At 68.8% G+C, this 14,110-nt stretch carries 12 protein-coding genes; 8 read left to right on the forward strand and 4 right to left on the reverse strand.

Features of this window, described 5'->3' with window-relative positions:
- Positions 1 to 8: 8 nt before the first annotated feature.
- A complete protein-coding gene (locus tag OD997_RS15940) occupies positions 9 to 1,460 on the forward strand; it encodes a phytoene desaturase family protein (protein ID WP_434332562.1) in 1,452 nt (483 codons plus the stop codon).
- A gap of 57 nt (positions 1,461 to 1,517) precedes the next feature.
- Positions 1,518 to 2,561, forward strand: coding sequence for an ATP-dependent DNA ligase (locus OD997_RS15945; RefSeq protein WP_434332563.1), 1,044 nt, complete (start codon positions 1,518 to 1,520; stop codon positions 2,559 to 2,561).
- 3 nt (positions 2,562 to 2,564) lie between these two features.
- On the opposite strand, the gene ligD is transcribed toward OD997_RS15945, so the two are convergent.
- The 3 genes from ligD to OD997_RS15960 are packed head-to-tail and all read right to left on the reverse strand — an operon-like array spanning position 2,565 to position 7,287.
- Positions 2,565 to 3,617: a non-homologous end-joining DNA ligase gene (gene ligD / locus OD997_RS15950; protein WP_434332564.1), complete on the reverse strand. Its 1,053-nt coding sequence runs from the start codon at positions 3,615 to 3,617 to the stop codon at positions 2,565 to 2,567.
- A gap of 40 nt (positions 3,618 to 3,657) precedes the next feature.
- Entirely contained in the window at positions 3,658 to 4,794 is a 1,137-nt protein-coding gene (locus OD997_RS15955) for an SseB family protein (protein ID WP_434332565.1), read from the reverse strand.
- 27 nt (positions 4,795 to 4,821) lie between these two features.
- Positions 4,822 to 7,287: an ATP-dependent helicase gene (locus OD997_RS15960; RefSeq protein ID WP_434332566.1), complete on the reverse strand. Its 2,466-nt coding sequence runs from the start codon at positions 7,285 to 7,287 to the stop codon at positions 4,822 to 4,824.
- Positions 7,288 to 7,445: 158 nt separating this feature from the next.
- On the opposite strand from OD997_RS15960, the gene OD997_RS15965 reads away from it, so the two are divergent.
- From OD997_RS15965 to OD997_RS15985, 5 genes are read left to right on the forward strand one after another with little or no spacing between them, the layout of a single operon-like run.
- Positions 7,446 to 7,754, forward strand: a complete 309-nt coding sequence (locus OD997_RS15965; RefSeq protein ID WP_434332567.1) for a hypothetical protein — start codon at positions 7,446 to 7,448, stop codon at positions 7,752 to 7,754.
- A 1-nt stretch (position 7,755) separates the two neighbouring features.
- Positions 7,756 to 9,066: a hypothetical protein gene (locus tag OD997_RS15970; protein ID WP_434332568.1), complete on the forward strand. Its 1,311-nt coding sequence runs from the start codon at positions 7,756 to 7,758 to the stop codon at positions 9,064 to 9,066.
- On the forward strand, positions 9,056 to 9,622 hold the full coding sequence (locus tag OD997_RS15975) for a hypothetical protein (RefSeq protein ID WP_434332569.1): 567 nt from the start codon (positions 9,056 to 9,058) through the stop codon (positions 9,620 to 9,622). The genes OD997_RS15970 and OD997_RS15975 overlap by 11 nt, the downstream gene beginning before the upstream one ends.
- Before the next feature lie 11 nt (positions 9,623 to 9,633).
- A complete protein-coding gene (locus OD997_RS15980) occupies positions 9,634 to 10,035 on the forward strand; it encodes a YbaB/EbfC family nucleoid-associated protein (RefSeq protein WP_434332570.1) in 402 nt (133 codons plus the stop codon).
- A 1-nt stretch (position 10,036) separates the two neighbouring features.
- Positions 10,037 to 10,327 carry a WXG100 family type VII secretion target gene (locus OD997_RS15985; protein ID WP_056309157.1) on the forward strand — a complete coding sequence of 97 codons (291 nt, stop codon included), beginning with the start codon at positions 10,037 to 10,039 and terminating at the stop codon, positions 10,325 to 10,327.
- A gap of 136 nt (positions 10,328 to 10,463) precedes the next feature.
- Here the strand turns inward: OD997_RS15985 and OD997_RS15990 are convergent, their stop codons facing one another.
- Positions 10,464 to 13,541 (reverse strand): lamin tail domain-containing protein, encoded by a 3,078-nt coding sequence (locus tag OD997_RS15990; RefSeq protein ID WP_434332571.1) that lies wholly within the window; start codon positions 13,539 to 13,541, stop codon positions 10,464 to 10,466.
- Positions 13,542 to 13,697: 156 nt separating this feature from the next.
- On the opposite strand from OD997_RS15990, the gene OD997_RS15995 reads away from it, so the two are divergent.
- Positions 13,698 to 14,093: a YccF domain-containing protein gene (locus OD997_RS15995; protein ID WP_434332572.1), complete on the forward strand. Its 396-nt coding sequence runs from the start codon at positions 13,698 to 13,700 to the stop codon at positions 14,091 to 14,093.
- Positions 14,094 to 14,110: the final 17 nt, after the last annotated feature.

A 14,110-nucleotide genomic window follows, 5' to 3' on the forward strand; every position in this document is an offset into this window, starting at 1 on the left:
CTGGCCGAATGCCTCGCGCGACGATCATCGGCTCCGGCCCGAACGGCCTCGCTGCCGCCGTGACGCTCGCTCGCGCCGGCTACGAGGTGCAGGTCCTCGAGGCGGCAGCCACCATCGGCGGCGGTGTGCGCACCGCCGAATCCACGCTCTCGGGTTTCCGGCACGACGTCTGCGCCGCCGTGCATCCGGCTGCGCTGTCGTCGTCGTTCTTCCAGGCTTTCGGCCTCGCCGAGCGGATCGAGTGGATCACCCCCGACATCTCGTATGCGCACCCTCTCGACGACGGACGCGCCGGCATCGCCTGGCGCGACATCGAGCGCACTGCCGCAGGCCTCGGAGTCGACGAGCGCGCGTGGCTCTCGCTGCTGCGCCCGCTGAGCACCCACGTCGACGGAGTCGTCGACTTCACGGGCAACCAGATGCTGCGGATCCCCAGCGAGCCGGTCACGGCGCTGCGCTTCGCCCTGCGGATGCTCGACCAGGGCACACCGCTCGCAAACCGCTCGTTCCGCACCGACGAGGCCGCCGGACTGATGTCGGGCGTCCTCGCCCACGCCAACACGCCTCTCCCCTCGCTCGCGGGAGCGGCGGCGGGTCTGCTGCTGGCCGCACAGGCGCATGCCGGAGGCTGGATGTACCCGCGCGGCGGGGCCCAGCGCATCGCCGACAGCATGGTCGCCGACATCGAGTCGCACGGCGGTTCCGTCGAGTCCGGCGCGCACGTCACCGACCTGAGTGCGCTCGACTGGGGCGACCCCGCCCGAGGCGACCTGCTGCTGCTGAACACCTCACCGCGTCTGACCCTCACCCACCCCGAGATCCCCGCCGCGTACGCGCGAGCCATCCGCGGATACCGCTACGGTCCGGCCGCCGCCAAGGTCGATTTCGCGCTCGCCGGGCCCATCCCCTGGGCGAACCCGGATGTCGCGCAGTCGCCGACCGTGCACATCGGCGGCACCGCTGCCGAGGTCTGGGAGAGCGAGAACGCGGTCGCGCGTGGACGGATCAGCGATCGGCCGTATGCACTCACCGTGCAGCCATCGGTCTTCGACCCGACCAGGGCGCCGGAGGGCAAGGCTGTGCTGTGGGCCTACATCCACGTGCCGCAGAACTCCGACCTCGACGCCACCGAACTGATCACCCGTCAGGTCGAGCGCTTCGCCCCCGGATTCCGCGACCTGATCCTGGCGCACCACTCGGTGCCCGCATCGTCGCGCGAGGCGATCAACCCGTCGGAGATCGGCGGCGACATCCTGGGCGGAGCGTTCACGATCCCGCAGGCCCTGCGCAGGCCGGTGCTGGGCCCGGCACCGTGGCGCACGCCGATGCGCGGCGTGTACCTCGCCTCGGCCTCGACGCCGCCCGGCCCCGGTGTGAACGGCATGGCAGGATGGCACGCCGCCCGCACCGCTCTGAAGGATGCAGGCACCCGCGTGACCCTCGACGATCTGTTCGGCTGATCGCGTTCGCGAGCGACACCCCTTCTGCCGCAGCGCCGCCACGGCCAGGATGGATCCATGCGCTACGAGATCCCCTCCCCCATGCTGGCGAAGGCGGCAGCCTCCGTGCCTGACCCCGCGAAGACGTCCGGTGGACTGCTGTTCGAGCCGAAGTGGGACGGCTTCCGCGGGCTGATCTCGTGGGACGGAGACACCGTCGAGATCGGATCGCGCGGCGCGAAGCCCCTGACCCGCTATTTCCCCGAACTCGTCGAGGCCATCCCGCGGGTGCTGCCGGGGCCGTGCCTGCTCGACGGCGAGATCGTCGTCGCCACCGGACCCGACGGCGCACAGCGGCTCGACTGGGAGGCATTGAGCCAGCGCATCCACCCCGCGGCATCGCGCGTGGCCAAGCTCGCCGACGAGACCCCGGCGATGTTCATCGCCTTCGACCTGCTCGCCCTCGGCGACGAGGATCTGCTGAGCGCGCCGTTCGCCGAGCGACGCGAACGCCTCGAGTCGCTGATGGCCGACGTCGGGCATCCGCTGCACATCACGCGCACGACCCGCGACCGCGACGCCGCCGTGCGATGGCTCGCGGAGTTCGAAGGAGCAGGCCTCGACGGGGTCGTCGCGAAGCCCCTCGACCAGCCGTACGCCCCGGGCAAGCGCACACTCATCAAGATCAAGCACGCGCGCACCGCCGACGTCGTCGCCCTCGGCTACCGCATCCACAAGTCCGGATCCGGCGTCGGATCGCTGCTCGTCGGCCTGTACGACTCCGACGGCACGCTGCGCCAGGTCGGCGGTGTCGCGGCATGGAGCGACGTCCGGCGCAGGGAGCTGGTCGACGAGCTCGCTCCGCTCGTCGAACGCGACGACGCAGGCGACGCCGTGACCGGTGCGGGAGAACGCTCACGCTTCAGCGGTTCGAAGGACGTGTCATTCGTGCGGCTGCGCCCCGAGCTCGTGCTCGAGGTGCGCTACGACCAGCTCGAAGGAGCGCGATTCCGCCACACCGTGCAGTTCGAGCGCTGGCGCCCCGACCGCGACGCACGCTCGTGCACCTATGACCAGCTCGACACCGTCGCCGGTTACGACCTCGCCGACGTCATCGGCTGACGGTCACTCGTCGACCGGGTCGCCGTTCTCGTCCCAGTTCGCGGCGACCTTCTTGCTGGGCTGCACGCGCGGCGGCTCGCCCGGCATCTTGGGGAACTCGGGCGGGAACGACAGCTCGCCGAGCCCCGCCTCCTTGTCGCGCTCCCACCATTCGAGCAGGGTGTCGATGCGGCCCGGCGCACTCTGCTTCCCCGCCCACGGGTCACCGACCTCCGCGAGGCGCTTCGGGATGCTGCGGACCGTGAACGCCTGGGGGTCGAGCCCGTCGAGCTCGTCCCAGTGCACGGGCGTCGACACCGTCGCCTCGGGGAGTGCTCGAGGACTGTAGGCACCGGCCATCGTCCGATCGCGATTCGCCTGGTTGAAGTCAATGAAGATGCGCTCCCCGCGCTCCTCCTTCCACCAGTTCATCGTGACCTGCTCGGGCATCCTTCTCTCCAGCTCGCGCCCGGCCGCGATCACCGCGTGGCGGACGTCGAGGAACTCGTGAGTCGGCTCGATCGGGGCGAAGACGTGCAATCCGCGGTTGCCGCTCGTCTTCACGAATGCGTTCAGCCCCACTTCGCGCAGCACCTCGCGCAGTGCGTGCGCAGCCGGGATCGCGTCGGCGAACCCGGTGCCAGGCTGAGGGTCGAGGTCGATCCGCAGCTCGACGGGGTTGTCGGGGTCGGAGGCGAGAGAGGCCCACGGGTGGAACACGATCGTGTTCATCTGCGCCGCCCAGACGATCGCGCTTGGCCGATTCAGCACGATCTGCGGATGCCGCCGACCACTGTTGTACGTGACCGTCACCGCATCGACGTAGTCGGGCGTGCCCTTAGGCGGGTTCTTCGAGAAGAAGCCCTCGCTGCCCATGCCGTCGCGGAACCTCTCGAGAGAGACCGGTCTGTTGCCGTTGGCCTCGAGGAAGGGCGCGCCGACGAGCTGGAAGTACTCCGCGAGCTCGGCCTTGGTGATGCCGGCCTTAGGCCACACGACCTTGTTCGGGCTCGAGAGCACGACCTCGCGCTCACCGTCCGGATCGACGACGGTCAGGGTCACGCGTTCTGAAGCCATGCTCCGACCCTAGGGTGCACGGAAGATGCGCGGAAGAGTGTCAGGCGTCGAGGTCGACGGCCAGAATCAGCACCGATGTGAGCGCGTCGCGCTCGACCACCATCGTGGGTCCGGCGGGGTCGACCAGGACACCGGCCATGTCGATGTGGCTCGACAGGAGCTTGGCGAGCTGCTCGGGCTCGAACGGCAGGGGGCGGTCGCCGCGGCCGAGAGCGAGCACCTCGAGCGGGTGCGAGAACAGCTGCAGGAACCGCTTGCCATCGGAGGTCTGCGCCTCGGCGATACCGACCTGACCGTTGGGGTTGCCCTCATTGACGGCGACCCACATGCGCTTCGTGGCGAGCGCCTCGCCGAGCTTGGCCGCGGTGTCCTGCTCGCGCGGCGCGGCGATGATCGACTTGACGGTCATATCGACGTCCGCCTGCTCGAGCGCCTTCTGCAGCAGCTCGGTCGGGAACACCACGCGGTGCGGAGCCGAGGCGTTGTCGACGATGAGGCCGGCGAACTCGCCCGAGACGACCTGCTGCAGCACCGAGGTCGTCGGCTGGGCGACGGCCGACGTCGCGGTCGGGTCCTTCTCGAGCTGCACCGAATCGCGCACGGCGGCGGCCGAGCTGAACGCGAGCATGAACTGACGGTCGCCATCACGGACGACGGCGACCGCGAGCGGCTTGCCCTCGCTGATCTGGGCACGTGCGTCGCCGTTCACGCGGATGTACAGGTGCCCCTGCAGTGCCTGGCGCAGAACGCCGAGGAGCTGATCGTTCGTGGCGCCCTGCTCGACCTGCTTGAGCGATTCGCGGAGCAGGACGTTGTCCTTCATACCCGCGACGGTCTCGGTCTGCTCGGGCGGCAGCGCGGGGGCCAGCGGAAGACGGCGTTCGGGCTCGGGAGCCGGCGCTGCGGCGGGCGCTGCCGGGGCCGGAGTGATGCCGACTGCCGGAGACGCGGGGGCTGCGTCGGGGTCGGGGAGCGCGACCTCGGGGCCTGCCTGGGCTCCCACGCCGCGGAACGCCTGCACGGAGATCCCGATGGTCGGGGCGGCCTCGGTCACCTCAGAGGCTTCTCCTGCCTCTTCGGGAGCGTCGACTGAGGACTCCTCGGTCTCTGTCTGGGTCTCGATCTGGTCGGCGACGACGTCGTCAGCGGACTTCTTGCGGCGGGAGAACAGGGCCATATCAGCCAGCCTAACCCGCGAAACCGCTCAGATCTTCTCGATCGGCGCGACCTTGATCAGGAGCTTCTTCTGTCCGGCCGAATCGAAGCGCACATGGGCGATGCGCTTCGCGCCCTCACCCGTGACCGCATCGACGCGTCCCTCGCCGAAGTCGGAGTGACGGATGCGATCGCCCGCGGCCAGCTCGAGGTCGCCGTTGTCGCGCATCTTCGCCGTCACCCGGTTGGGGAACTTATCCATCGCGGTCGACAACGGCTTGAGCGAGTCGCGCCCCGGCAGCTGCTTGACCGCGAAACGGTCGCCCGAACCGGAGCCGGAGCCCGAACCGCCGAAGCCGCCGGCCCGACGTGCGTTGAGCGCACGCGACTGCATTCCGCCGCGCGAGTTCACATCACCGGGCGACTGGCGCCAGTCGATGAGCCCCGCGGGGATCTCCTGCAGGAAGCGGCTGGGCATCGCGACCGAGACCTCGCCGAACTGCGCGCGGGTCATCGCAAGAGAGAGATGCAGGCGCTTGCGCGCACGCGTGATGCCGACGTAGAAGAGTCGCCGCTCCTCCTGCGGACCACCCGGCTCCCCGGCCGAGATGCGGTGCGGGATGAGATCTTCTTCGACACCCGTGACGAAGACGGCGTCGTACTCGAGGCCCTTCGCCGTGTGCATCGTCATCATCGAGACCGAACCGGACTCGTCGTCGAGGTCGTCGGCGTCCGAGACGAGCGCGACCTCGGTGAGGAAGTCGACGATCGTCCCATCGGGGTTGTTGCGCGCGAAGTCGCGCGCGACGGCGACGAACTCGTCGAGGTTCTCGACCCTGGCCTCGTCCTGAGGATCACGGCTCGCACGCAGTGCGTCGAGGTACCCGCTCTTGGACAGAAGAACATTCAGCCCGTCGGCGACCGCCGTCGGGGCAGGCACTTCGCCGGAGGCTGGGAGCATGATCTCGGTCGCCTCGGCGAGCACCGCGTCGAGTTGAGCGATCCCCGCCTGGATCTTCGGACCGAAGCCGAGCTGTCCTGGCACGGACAGCGCCTGGCGGAACGTGATGCCGTGCTCCTCGGCGAAGCGCGCGATCGTGGTCTCGGTGACGTCGCCGATACCGCGTTTCGGCTTGTTGAGGATGCGCCGCACGGCCATCTCGTCTGCGGGGTTCGATACCGCGACGAGGTAGGCGAGCGCATCCTTGATCTCGGCGCGATCGTAGAACTTGGTGCCGCCCATGATCTTGTACGGCACGGCCGAGCGGATGAAGATCTCCTCCAGCGCGCGGGACTGCGAGTTGGTGCGATAGAAGACGGCCATCTCGGAGTACGGCATGCCGGAACGACGCAGCGCCTCGACTTCGTCGGCGACGAACTGCGCCTCGTCGTGCTGCGAGTACCCCGTGAAGCCGACGATCATGTCACCGGCGCCCTTGTCGCTCCAGAGCTTCTTGTCTTTGCGGTCGAAGTTGTTGCCGATCACCGAGTTCGCGGCCGACAGGATGTTCTGGGTCGAACGGTAGTTCTGCTCGAGGAGCACGACGCGGGCGCCGGGGAAGTCCCGCTCGAACTCGCTGATGTTGCGGATGTCGGCGCCGCGGAAGGCGTAGATCGACTGATCGGAGTCGCCGACCACGGTGAGCGACGCACCCGCGAGCTCGGGGGTGGTTTCGGGTTCGAAGATCATCATGCCGTTCGAGGCATACGGATCAGGGGCGTCCCCCGAGACCGGCCGGGTGAGCTCGTGGATCAGCGCGTACTGGGCGTGGTTGGTATCCTGGTACTCGTCGACCAGGATGTGGCGGAAGCGCCGGCGATACGTGTCGGCGACCTGCGGGAACGCACGGAACAGGTAGACCGTCTGCCCGATGAGGTCGTCGAAGTCGAACGCGTTGGCCTTCTGCAGCTGTCGCTGGTAGTCGGCGAACAGCTCGACGAAGATCCGCTCCGCCGGGTCGCTCATGTTGGCCTGGCGCGCATAGGCGTCGGCATCCGACAGCTCGTTCTTGAGCTTCGAGATGCGGGACTGCACTGAGGCGGGGGTCAGACCGTAGGCGTCCGCCTCGTGCTCCTTGACGAGGCGCTTGAGGAGCGCGCGCGAGTCGCCGGAGTCGTAGATCGTGAACGACTTCGTGAATCCGAACTGCTGGGCCTCGCGCCGCAGGATGCGCACACAGGCGGAGTGGAAAGTCGAGATCCACATTCCCCTGGCCGCGTCGCCGATGATCGCCTCGACGCGCTCGCGCATCTCACCCGCTGCCTTGTTGGTGAAGGTGATGGCGAGGATCTGGCTCGGCCAGGCCTCTCGCGACCGCAGCAGCGAGGCGATGCGGCGGGTGAGCACGCTCGTCTTGCCCGACCCTGCTCCCGCGACGATGAGAAGCGCGGGGCCGCGATAGGTCACGGCCTCGAGCTGCTGAGGGTTGAGGCCGGCGAGGAGGTCGTCCTGCCCCTGCTCCCCTGCGGGGCGAGGGCCGACGGATCCGGGGACGATGAGGGGGGCTTCGGTCATGGCCTTATGAGTCTAAGCCGCGCCACCGACACCGACCGCGGGCGAGGGCGACCGCCCGGAGCGGGAGCTTGGCAACACCGGGCACCCGACCTATCGTGGAACCTGTCTGCTCGCCGCTCCGACGAGTGGACACGAAGATTTCGGGGGGAGCTCGACCGATGGCGGAGATCGAAGTCCACAGTGATGCCTACGAGGCTGCACGCAGTGCCCTGACGGAGGCGGCATCACAGCTCGCGTCGTCGCGCGGCAGCATCACCTCAGCCGTTCCAGGCATGGCATTCGGCCCGATCGGGGCATTCATCCCTCCGGTCCTCAACTCGATCGGCGCCGTCGTCGAGGGCGCAGCCGGATTCGTCGGGACGGTCTCCCAGCGCACCGCCGACGGCGTGCAGAAGGCCGTCGAGGGCTTCCGCACCGTCGACGACACCGGTCGCGCCGACCTCGACCGCATCGCCGCGGAGGGATGACATGAGCACTGCCGTCCTCCCCGAGGCCGATGCCGCCGCATCCTCGCTCGCCTCCGGAAGCTGGAGCAGCCAGCTCCCTCCGGCCGGAGGAGCCGGTGACGACTGCGGCGGCGGACTGAGCGGTTTCGCGTCCGAGATCATGCAGTTCGTCCGCCCTCTGGAGCAATTGCTCGAACAGGTGGCAGGAGATCCGGCCGGGCTCTATCAGGCCTCCCATGCCTGGGAGACCTACGCCGGCGACGTGCAGTCGACCTCCGCTCTCTACCAGCAGGCGTTGACCCAGATCAGCGGCCACGTGCAGGGGATCACCGCGGTCGTCGTGGAGGGCTCGCTGCGAGTCCTCCAGTCGGCGACGCACTCGATCGCCGACTGGTCGAAGGTCATGAGCCAGGCCCTCCAGCTGTGCGTGCGCGCTGTCGAGATCATGCGTTCCCTGGTGTGCGCGGGCTTCGAGCTGCTCTCGACCGTCGGCGGCAGCATCAAGGACCTCCTGTTCGGCAGCTGGCCCTGGGAGCTCGACAAGAAGGCGCAGGTGATCCAGGATTTCGCCGACAACTGCGCACAGGTCATCGCCGAGGTCACCTCCAACATCGATCGGGCGCTGCAGGCGCTGCGCGAGATGGTTCGCCTGGCCACCGACCTCTACCGCGCGATCATCCCGTTCCACCAGCGTCTGGAAGACCTGCTCGGCGAACTTCTCGAGCAGTTCCCCCCTGGCAAACTCCTCGGCCCGCTCGGCGGTCTGCCCGGAGCGATCCCGCCCGGAGGGATGGGCGACACCTACAACCCCGGCCCGACGCCTTACCCCGGCTCCGATCACGAGTTCGAAGGCGAGTACGACCTGGGCTATTCGCACCAGTTCGACCTCGGAGAGACCGACATGACCACCGAGCAGCTCAATCAGATGCTGCAGCAGGAGTTCGGCCACGTCTTCCTCCCCTCTCGCGAGGGCGACAACTCGCAACTCAACATGCAGCTCACCGGAGAGGGGCAGACCATCCAGACCTCTCTGTTCGGCATGGGCATCCCCGGCGTCACCGCGGGAGACATCTCGGTTCAGCAGATCACCGACGACGGTTTCGTGATCGCCGCCCAGCCCGGGCATCCCGAGTACCCGGGCGAGGTCGCCTTCCGCCTGCGCAACGTCGACGGCCGCGGAGTCTTCGAGGTCACCGGGGCCTACAACGAGACGATCCTCGAGAGCATGGGATTCTCCGGCAACACCAACCCCGCATACGCAGGTATCTCGGATGTCAGCATCTGGTCCGATATGCAGTACCGACTCGAGGACATGATGAACTATGGCCGCTAGGCGCTGGTCCGCGCTTTCCGTCGTCGCCGTGGGCGTGCTCGCGCTCACGGGATGCGCGTTCGGGGGTGGCGGCTCTGACAGCGGGATTCCGCACGACGCCGCCTCGGGCGGGCAGACCCTGGCCGAGCTGCGCGAGTCCTTCGAGTCGATCCCCGGCATCACCGTCTCCGATATCGCCGGTGGCGACAAGCCCAACGTGAAGGGCAACACCGGGTACGCGATCGGGCTCGAGGTCGAGCCCGGCTTCGCGATCGCCGACGGAGCAGCGCTGGTCGATTTCGTGGTGTCTTCGGTCTGGTCGGTGCGCGAGGGCTACATGCCGAATGCGCGCATCGACATCAGGGTGCGGACCTCGTCGAGCGGGGGCTTCGATGTGGGTGCCGCCGCGGCGCAGGCAGGGTGGGTGCGCGACTCCAGCTCGTCGCCGAAGCCATACAGCACGGCCGCCATCGACCTGATGGAGGACAAGGATCAGGGCGCCAGCAACCGCGAGCGGCTCGGGTCTTGGCCCGGAGACGTGCCCGAGGTCCCCACAGGCGTGACAGTGCAGGAATGACGGAGGACGACATGAGCGACAACACATTCGGGATCGACGAGGGATTCGCCGCAGCCCGCAAGCAGCTCGACGACATCAACCGGCAGGCGCAGCAGAACCAGGCACGCGCGCAGGCGCTGGCGACCGATGTCGAGACGCTCGTCGAATCGGCGCGCAGCCCCCGAGGCGAGGTCACCGTTCACGCCAAGGTCGGCGGAAAGCTCGCCGGACTCGAGTTCGGCCCCGCCGCCGAGGCGCTCACGCTGCAGGCTCTGGCCCAGGTGACGCTCGAGACGATCGCGCAGGCGCAGCACAACGCGATGTCGACGCTCGCCGATCGCAGCGCGGAGCTCTTCGGCGAGGAGTCCGACATCGCGACGAGCCTGAAGTCGGATGCGCGACGCGGCTATCCGTCCCCCGGACTGGAGCGCTGACATGGATCTCAAGGTCGACCCCGACCGGCTCGCCGAAGCGGCCGCGAGCGGCGCAGCCTCCGCCGCCTCGATCGTCGAGTCGCTCGACTCCCTCGCAGGCACTTCGCAGGACCTCCGCAGCCGCTGGGAGGGTGAGGCCCAGAACGCCTACACGCGGCGTTCGTCGGCGCTCGACTCGCAGTGGCGCCTGCACGCGGGCACGCTGCGTCTCTCCGCCGAGCGTGCCGCACGCCTCGCCGAGGAGTACCGCCAGGCGGACTCCGACGGCGCCCGCGCCGTGCTGGGTCTCTGACGGGGTCTTCCGTCGCATCTGCCGCCCAGGACACACGACCTGCTGCAGGACATCCGGCCCGACGAAGGACATCGGACGGGGAGGACACGCGGTCGTCCCGCGTGCCCTCCCCGTCGTCATGCGCGACGCGACGGCGTCAGACGGTGCTCCGGCGCCGACGGACGATCAGCGCACCGGCGACGATCAGCATCAGAGCCAGCGCGATCACGGCGACAGGCACCTCGGCGCCCGTCGCGGCGAGTCCGCTCGGGTCGGTGATGCGGATGTCCGCCCATCCGATCAGCTCGCCGTCCGCCGAGTAGACCGCGATCCGGTGGGCGCCGAGGGCGGCATCCGTCGGAATCGTCACCGTGAGCGCACCGGACGCGGATGCGGCGCCCGAGGCCAGCTGCACGGGGTCGGAGTACATCCACACCGAGATCCGGTCGCCGGCGGCGTCGCCGCCCGCCGTCACCGTCACCTGCGAGCCGCGTGCCGCGACCGCCGGGTTCACCGTGACGCCGTTGCGGTTGGCATCGGTGAGAGCCGTGCCGGGGAGCGGAGGGTTCTGCGCACCGGGGGTACCACCGGGGTTCTCACCCGGGTTCTCCTCCGTCGCGCCAGGAAGCGTCCCGACTCGCAGCGCCTCGGAGGCGAAGCCGTCGGCGAACCACCACACGGGGCGCTGGCCGTCGACCGATAGCGAGGCGGGAGCGGTGGCGAAGCCCTCGTTGTTGATGTCGGGCATGCCCGTCGGGCGCGCGAAGTGCGCGATCCCGGGCTGTGCGGTGCCGTTCAGCGTGATCTGCGCCGACTGCCCGTGGCATCCGTCGTCGCAGACGGCCCACAGCACATCGAGGACGCTGTCGTAGTCGAGCGCCATCACCCCTGCGAGACCCGGTGCGATCTCCGACACCAGCGTCGCCGTGCCGTCGGCGCCGAGCGCGAAGGCGTAGACGTGGCCGTTGTCCTCGACGGCGACGAAGAACAGGCCATCGCCGTGACCGGCGTAGTCCGTCGAGTCGTAGGCAGCACCGGTGTTGGTGTCGAAGAGCGCACCGTCGAGCGCACTGTCGGGCACCCACTGCACGGCCTCCATGCCGAGGTTCGCGCCCACGGCCGGCAGCAACGAGGTGAGGTCCCACTCCTGCTGGGCGATGAGGTCGCCGGGGGCGGCCTCGGGGTCGACCTTCAGCACGGTGTTCTGATTCACGCCCTTCGCGCTGTTGTCGCGCTCCGAGGCGACGTAGACCGAGCCCGCGCCGTCGACCGTGATGCCCTCGGTGTCAGGACCCGCAGCACCAGGGTTCGCGGCATCCTTCTGGAATCGCACGCGCTTGCCCGATTCCCAGCCGTCGATCTGCGTGAACGAGCCGTCGGCGTGGGCCTCGAGCTTCCAGATGCGCCCCTCGCCGTTGTCGACGGCCCAGAGGAACGCGCCGTCGGCGGTCTCCTGCACGTCGAGGCCGGAGCTGTCCTCGAGGAACGTCGGAACGGTGTCGAGCACGCGGACGTCGGCGGAACCGGGCCACGGCGAGACGGCGATCTCGCCGGCGCAGACGTTCGCCGCTCCCTTCGTGCTCTCCGCGGTGACGGCGAAGGCGCCGGTGACGTCGGGGCAACGGCCCCACGTGGTCGCCGCGTGCCCTGCACCCCAGGTGGTGGAGTCGATGAGGAGGTCGCCGTCGAAGGCGCGCACCGAGTCGCCGTCGCCGAGGCCGAATCCGAGGTCTGCACCCTCGATGACGAGGTATCCGCCCGCGGCGATCGTGGTCGAGGCCGGGATGGCATACGAGTGGGTGTCGTCGTCGTCCTTCACGACGATGCCCGAGACATCGAGGGCGGATGCCGTCGGGTTGACGAGTTCGATCCAGTCACCGGGCATTCCGCCGTCGGACTCGACCTCGTTGATGCGCACCGGGTTGCCGCATGCGTTGCGGAGGCCCTTGGTCGAGACCGCGATGTCGACGAAGTCTCCGCTGCCGTCCGCACAGCGGGCGAGCACACCGGCCGCATGCGTCGCGTACACGTGCTCGTCGACGACGTTGATGTTGGCGTCGCGAAGCGTGACCGTGTCGCCGTTGCCCAGACCGAACACGAAGTCCGTCGGCTGGTCGAAGACGAAGTAGGCGCCCGGTGCGAGCACCGTGCCCGCGGGGAGCGGCGTGGCCTCGGCGGCGTGACCGACCGGGTCGCCGTCCATCACCGTCCAGCCCGAGAGGTCGACCGGGGTGCCGCCCGTGTTGACGACCTCGACCCAGTCGGTCGCGTCAGCGTTGGACTCGATCTCGTTGATCACGACGTCGGGCATGACGCACGAGTTCGCCGCCCCCGGGGTCGAGTACGCGAGCACGAAATCTCCCTGGCCGTCGGGGCAGCGCGCGAGGGTCGCGGCGATGACGTCGCCGTCGATCGCGGCGTGACCGTTCCACGGAAGCGTGTCGTCGATCAGGACGCCTGTCGCGTCGAAGAGGCGGATGCGGTCGGCGCTGCCGATGCCGATCGGATCGCGGAATGCTGTCTCGACGCCGTCGACGAGGCCGATCGAGCCCTCCGCGACGACGAGGAACTCGCCCGCGGCGATCTCCGTACCCGGCAGGAACTGCCACCGGTGGTCGTCGGAGTTGTCGCGGATCTCATAACCCGAGATGTCGAGAGGGGCATCGCCCGCGTTGTAGAACTCCACCCAGTCAGCCGGCTGCGAGTCGACCTCGTTGATGACGATGCTGCCGCCCACGGGGTTGTCGGCTGCGAAGACGTTGGCCGATCCCTTCGTGGGCTCGGAGGTGTCCGCCCATTCCACGGCGCCCGCGACGTCGCGCGCTCCCCAAGTCGCTGCCGCGTGAGACGACCACGACGCCTGGTCGACGAGCACGGCGCTCGGGTCGAACAGGCGCACCTGGTCGTCCTTGCCGAGTCCGAAGGTGAAGTCGCCGACGCCCGCAGCCACCTCGTCGATCACGAGGTAGGCGCCCGGCTCGACGATCGTCCCCTCCGGGAACGTGTAGAACTCGTCCTCGCCGTTGTCCTTGACGACGTAGCCGCTCAGATCGACGGCGATGGCGGACGCGTTGTAGAACTCGATCCAGTCGCCGGGTACTCCCCCGCTGGATTCGACTTCGTTGATGCGGACACCGGATTCTGCGCCGGTGGCGGCGAGCGGAACGGCGAGCAGGGCGGCGGCGCTGAGTGCGCAGACCGTCGTGACCGCAGCCGCGGAGTGCAGGCGGGACATGGGACTCCTGAGGAAGGCAGACGGGTATCACCCCACATCACCGACACCGCATGGCTGACCGGCGACCCGCAGGTGCACGGATGGTGAACGGCCGGTGGCCATTGGCCCGGCGCCGGAGAAGGGCGGACGCTCAGGAGCCGGTGCGAGGATCGTGTCGTGCGCACCATCCTCAACATCATCTGGCTGATCTTCGCCGGGCTCGCCCTGTTCCTCGGTTACATGCTCGCCGGCATCCTGCTGTGCATCCCGATCGTGACGATCCCCTGGGCGATCGCCTCATTCCGGATCGCCCGGTACGCGATCTGGCCGTTCGGACGCGAGATCATCAGCAAGCCCACGTCGGGCGTCGGGTCGTTCCTCGGCAACGTGCTCTGGGTGATCCTCGCGGGCTGGTGGCTCGCCATCGGACACATCGTCTCGGGTCTCGCACTGTGCATCACGATCATCGGCATCCCGATGGGCATCGCCGACTTCAAGATGGTGCCGGTGTCGCTGATGCCGCTCGGCAAGGAGATCGTGTCGCGCAAGGGTGCGTTCGATCGCACCCTCTGACGGATCGGTACGACCGG

Source organism: Microbacterium sp. CGR1, assembly GCF_051062835.1.
Classification (GTDB): domain Bacteria; phylum Actinomycetota; class Actinomycetes; order Actinomycetales; family Microbacteriaceae; genus Microbacterium.

Bases quoted from the DNA above. Each gene is read 5' to 3' on its own strand.
- OD997_RS15985 (WP_056309157.1), top strand. From the start codon at position 10,037: ATGGATCTCAAGGTCGACCCCGACCGGCTCGCCGAAGCGGCCGCGAGC.
- OD997_RS15965 (WP_434332567.1), top strand. From the start codon at position 7,446: ATGGCGGAGATCGAAGTCCACAGTGATGCCTACGAGGCTGCACGCAGT.
- OD997_RS15945 (WP_434332563.1), top strand. From the start codon at position 1,518: ATGCGCTACGAGATCCCCTCCCCCATGCTGGCGAAGGCGGCAGCCTCC.
- OD997_RS15960 (WP_434332566.1), bottom strand. From the start codon at position 7,287: ATGACCGAAGCCCCCCTCATCGTCCCCGGATCCGTCGGCCCTCGCCCC.
- ligD (WP_434332564.1), bottom strand. From the start codon at position 3,617: ATGGCTTCAGAACGCGTGACCCTGACCGTCGTCGATCCGGACGGTGAG.
- OD997_RS15955 (WP_434332565.1), bottom strand. From the start codon at position 4,794: ATGGCCCTGTTCTCCCGCCGCAAGAAGTCCGCTGACGACGTCGTCGCC.
- OD997_RS15980 (WP_434332570.1), top strand. From the start codon at position 9,634: ATGAGCGACAACACATTCGGGATCGACGAGGGATTCGCCGCAGCCCGC.
- OD997_RS15970 (WP_434332568.1), top strand. From the start codon at position 7,756: ATGAGCACTGCCGTCCTCCCCGAGGCCGATGCCGCCGCATCCTCGCTC.
- OD997_RS15975 (WP_434332569.1), top strand. From the start codon at position 9,056: ATGGCCGCTAGGCGCTGGTCCGCGCTTTCCGTCGTCGCCGTGGGCGTG.
- OD997_RS15940 (WP_434332562.1), top strand. From the start codon at position 9: ATGCCTCGCGCGACGATCATCGGCTCCGGCCCGAACGGCCTCGCTGCC.
- OD997_RS15990 (WP_434332571.1), bottom strand. From the start codon at position 13,541: ATGTCCCGCCTGCACTCCGCGGCTGCGGTCACGACGGTCTGCGCACTC.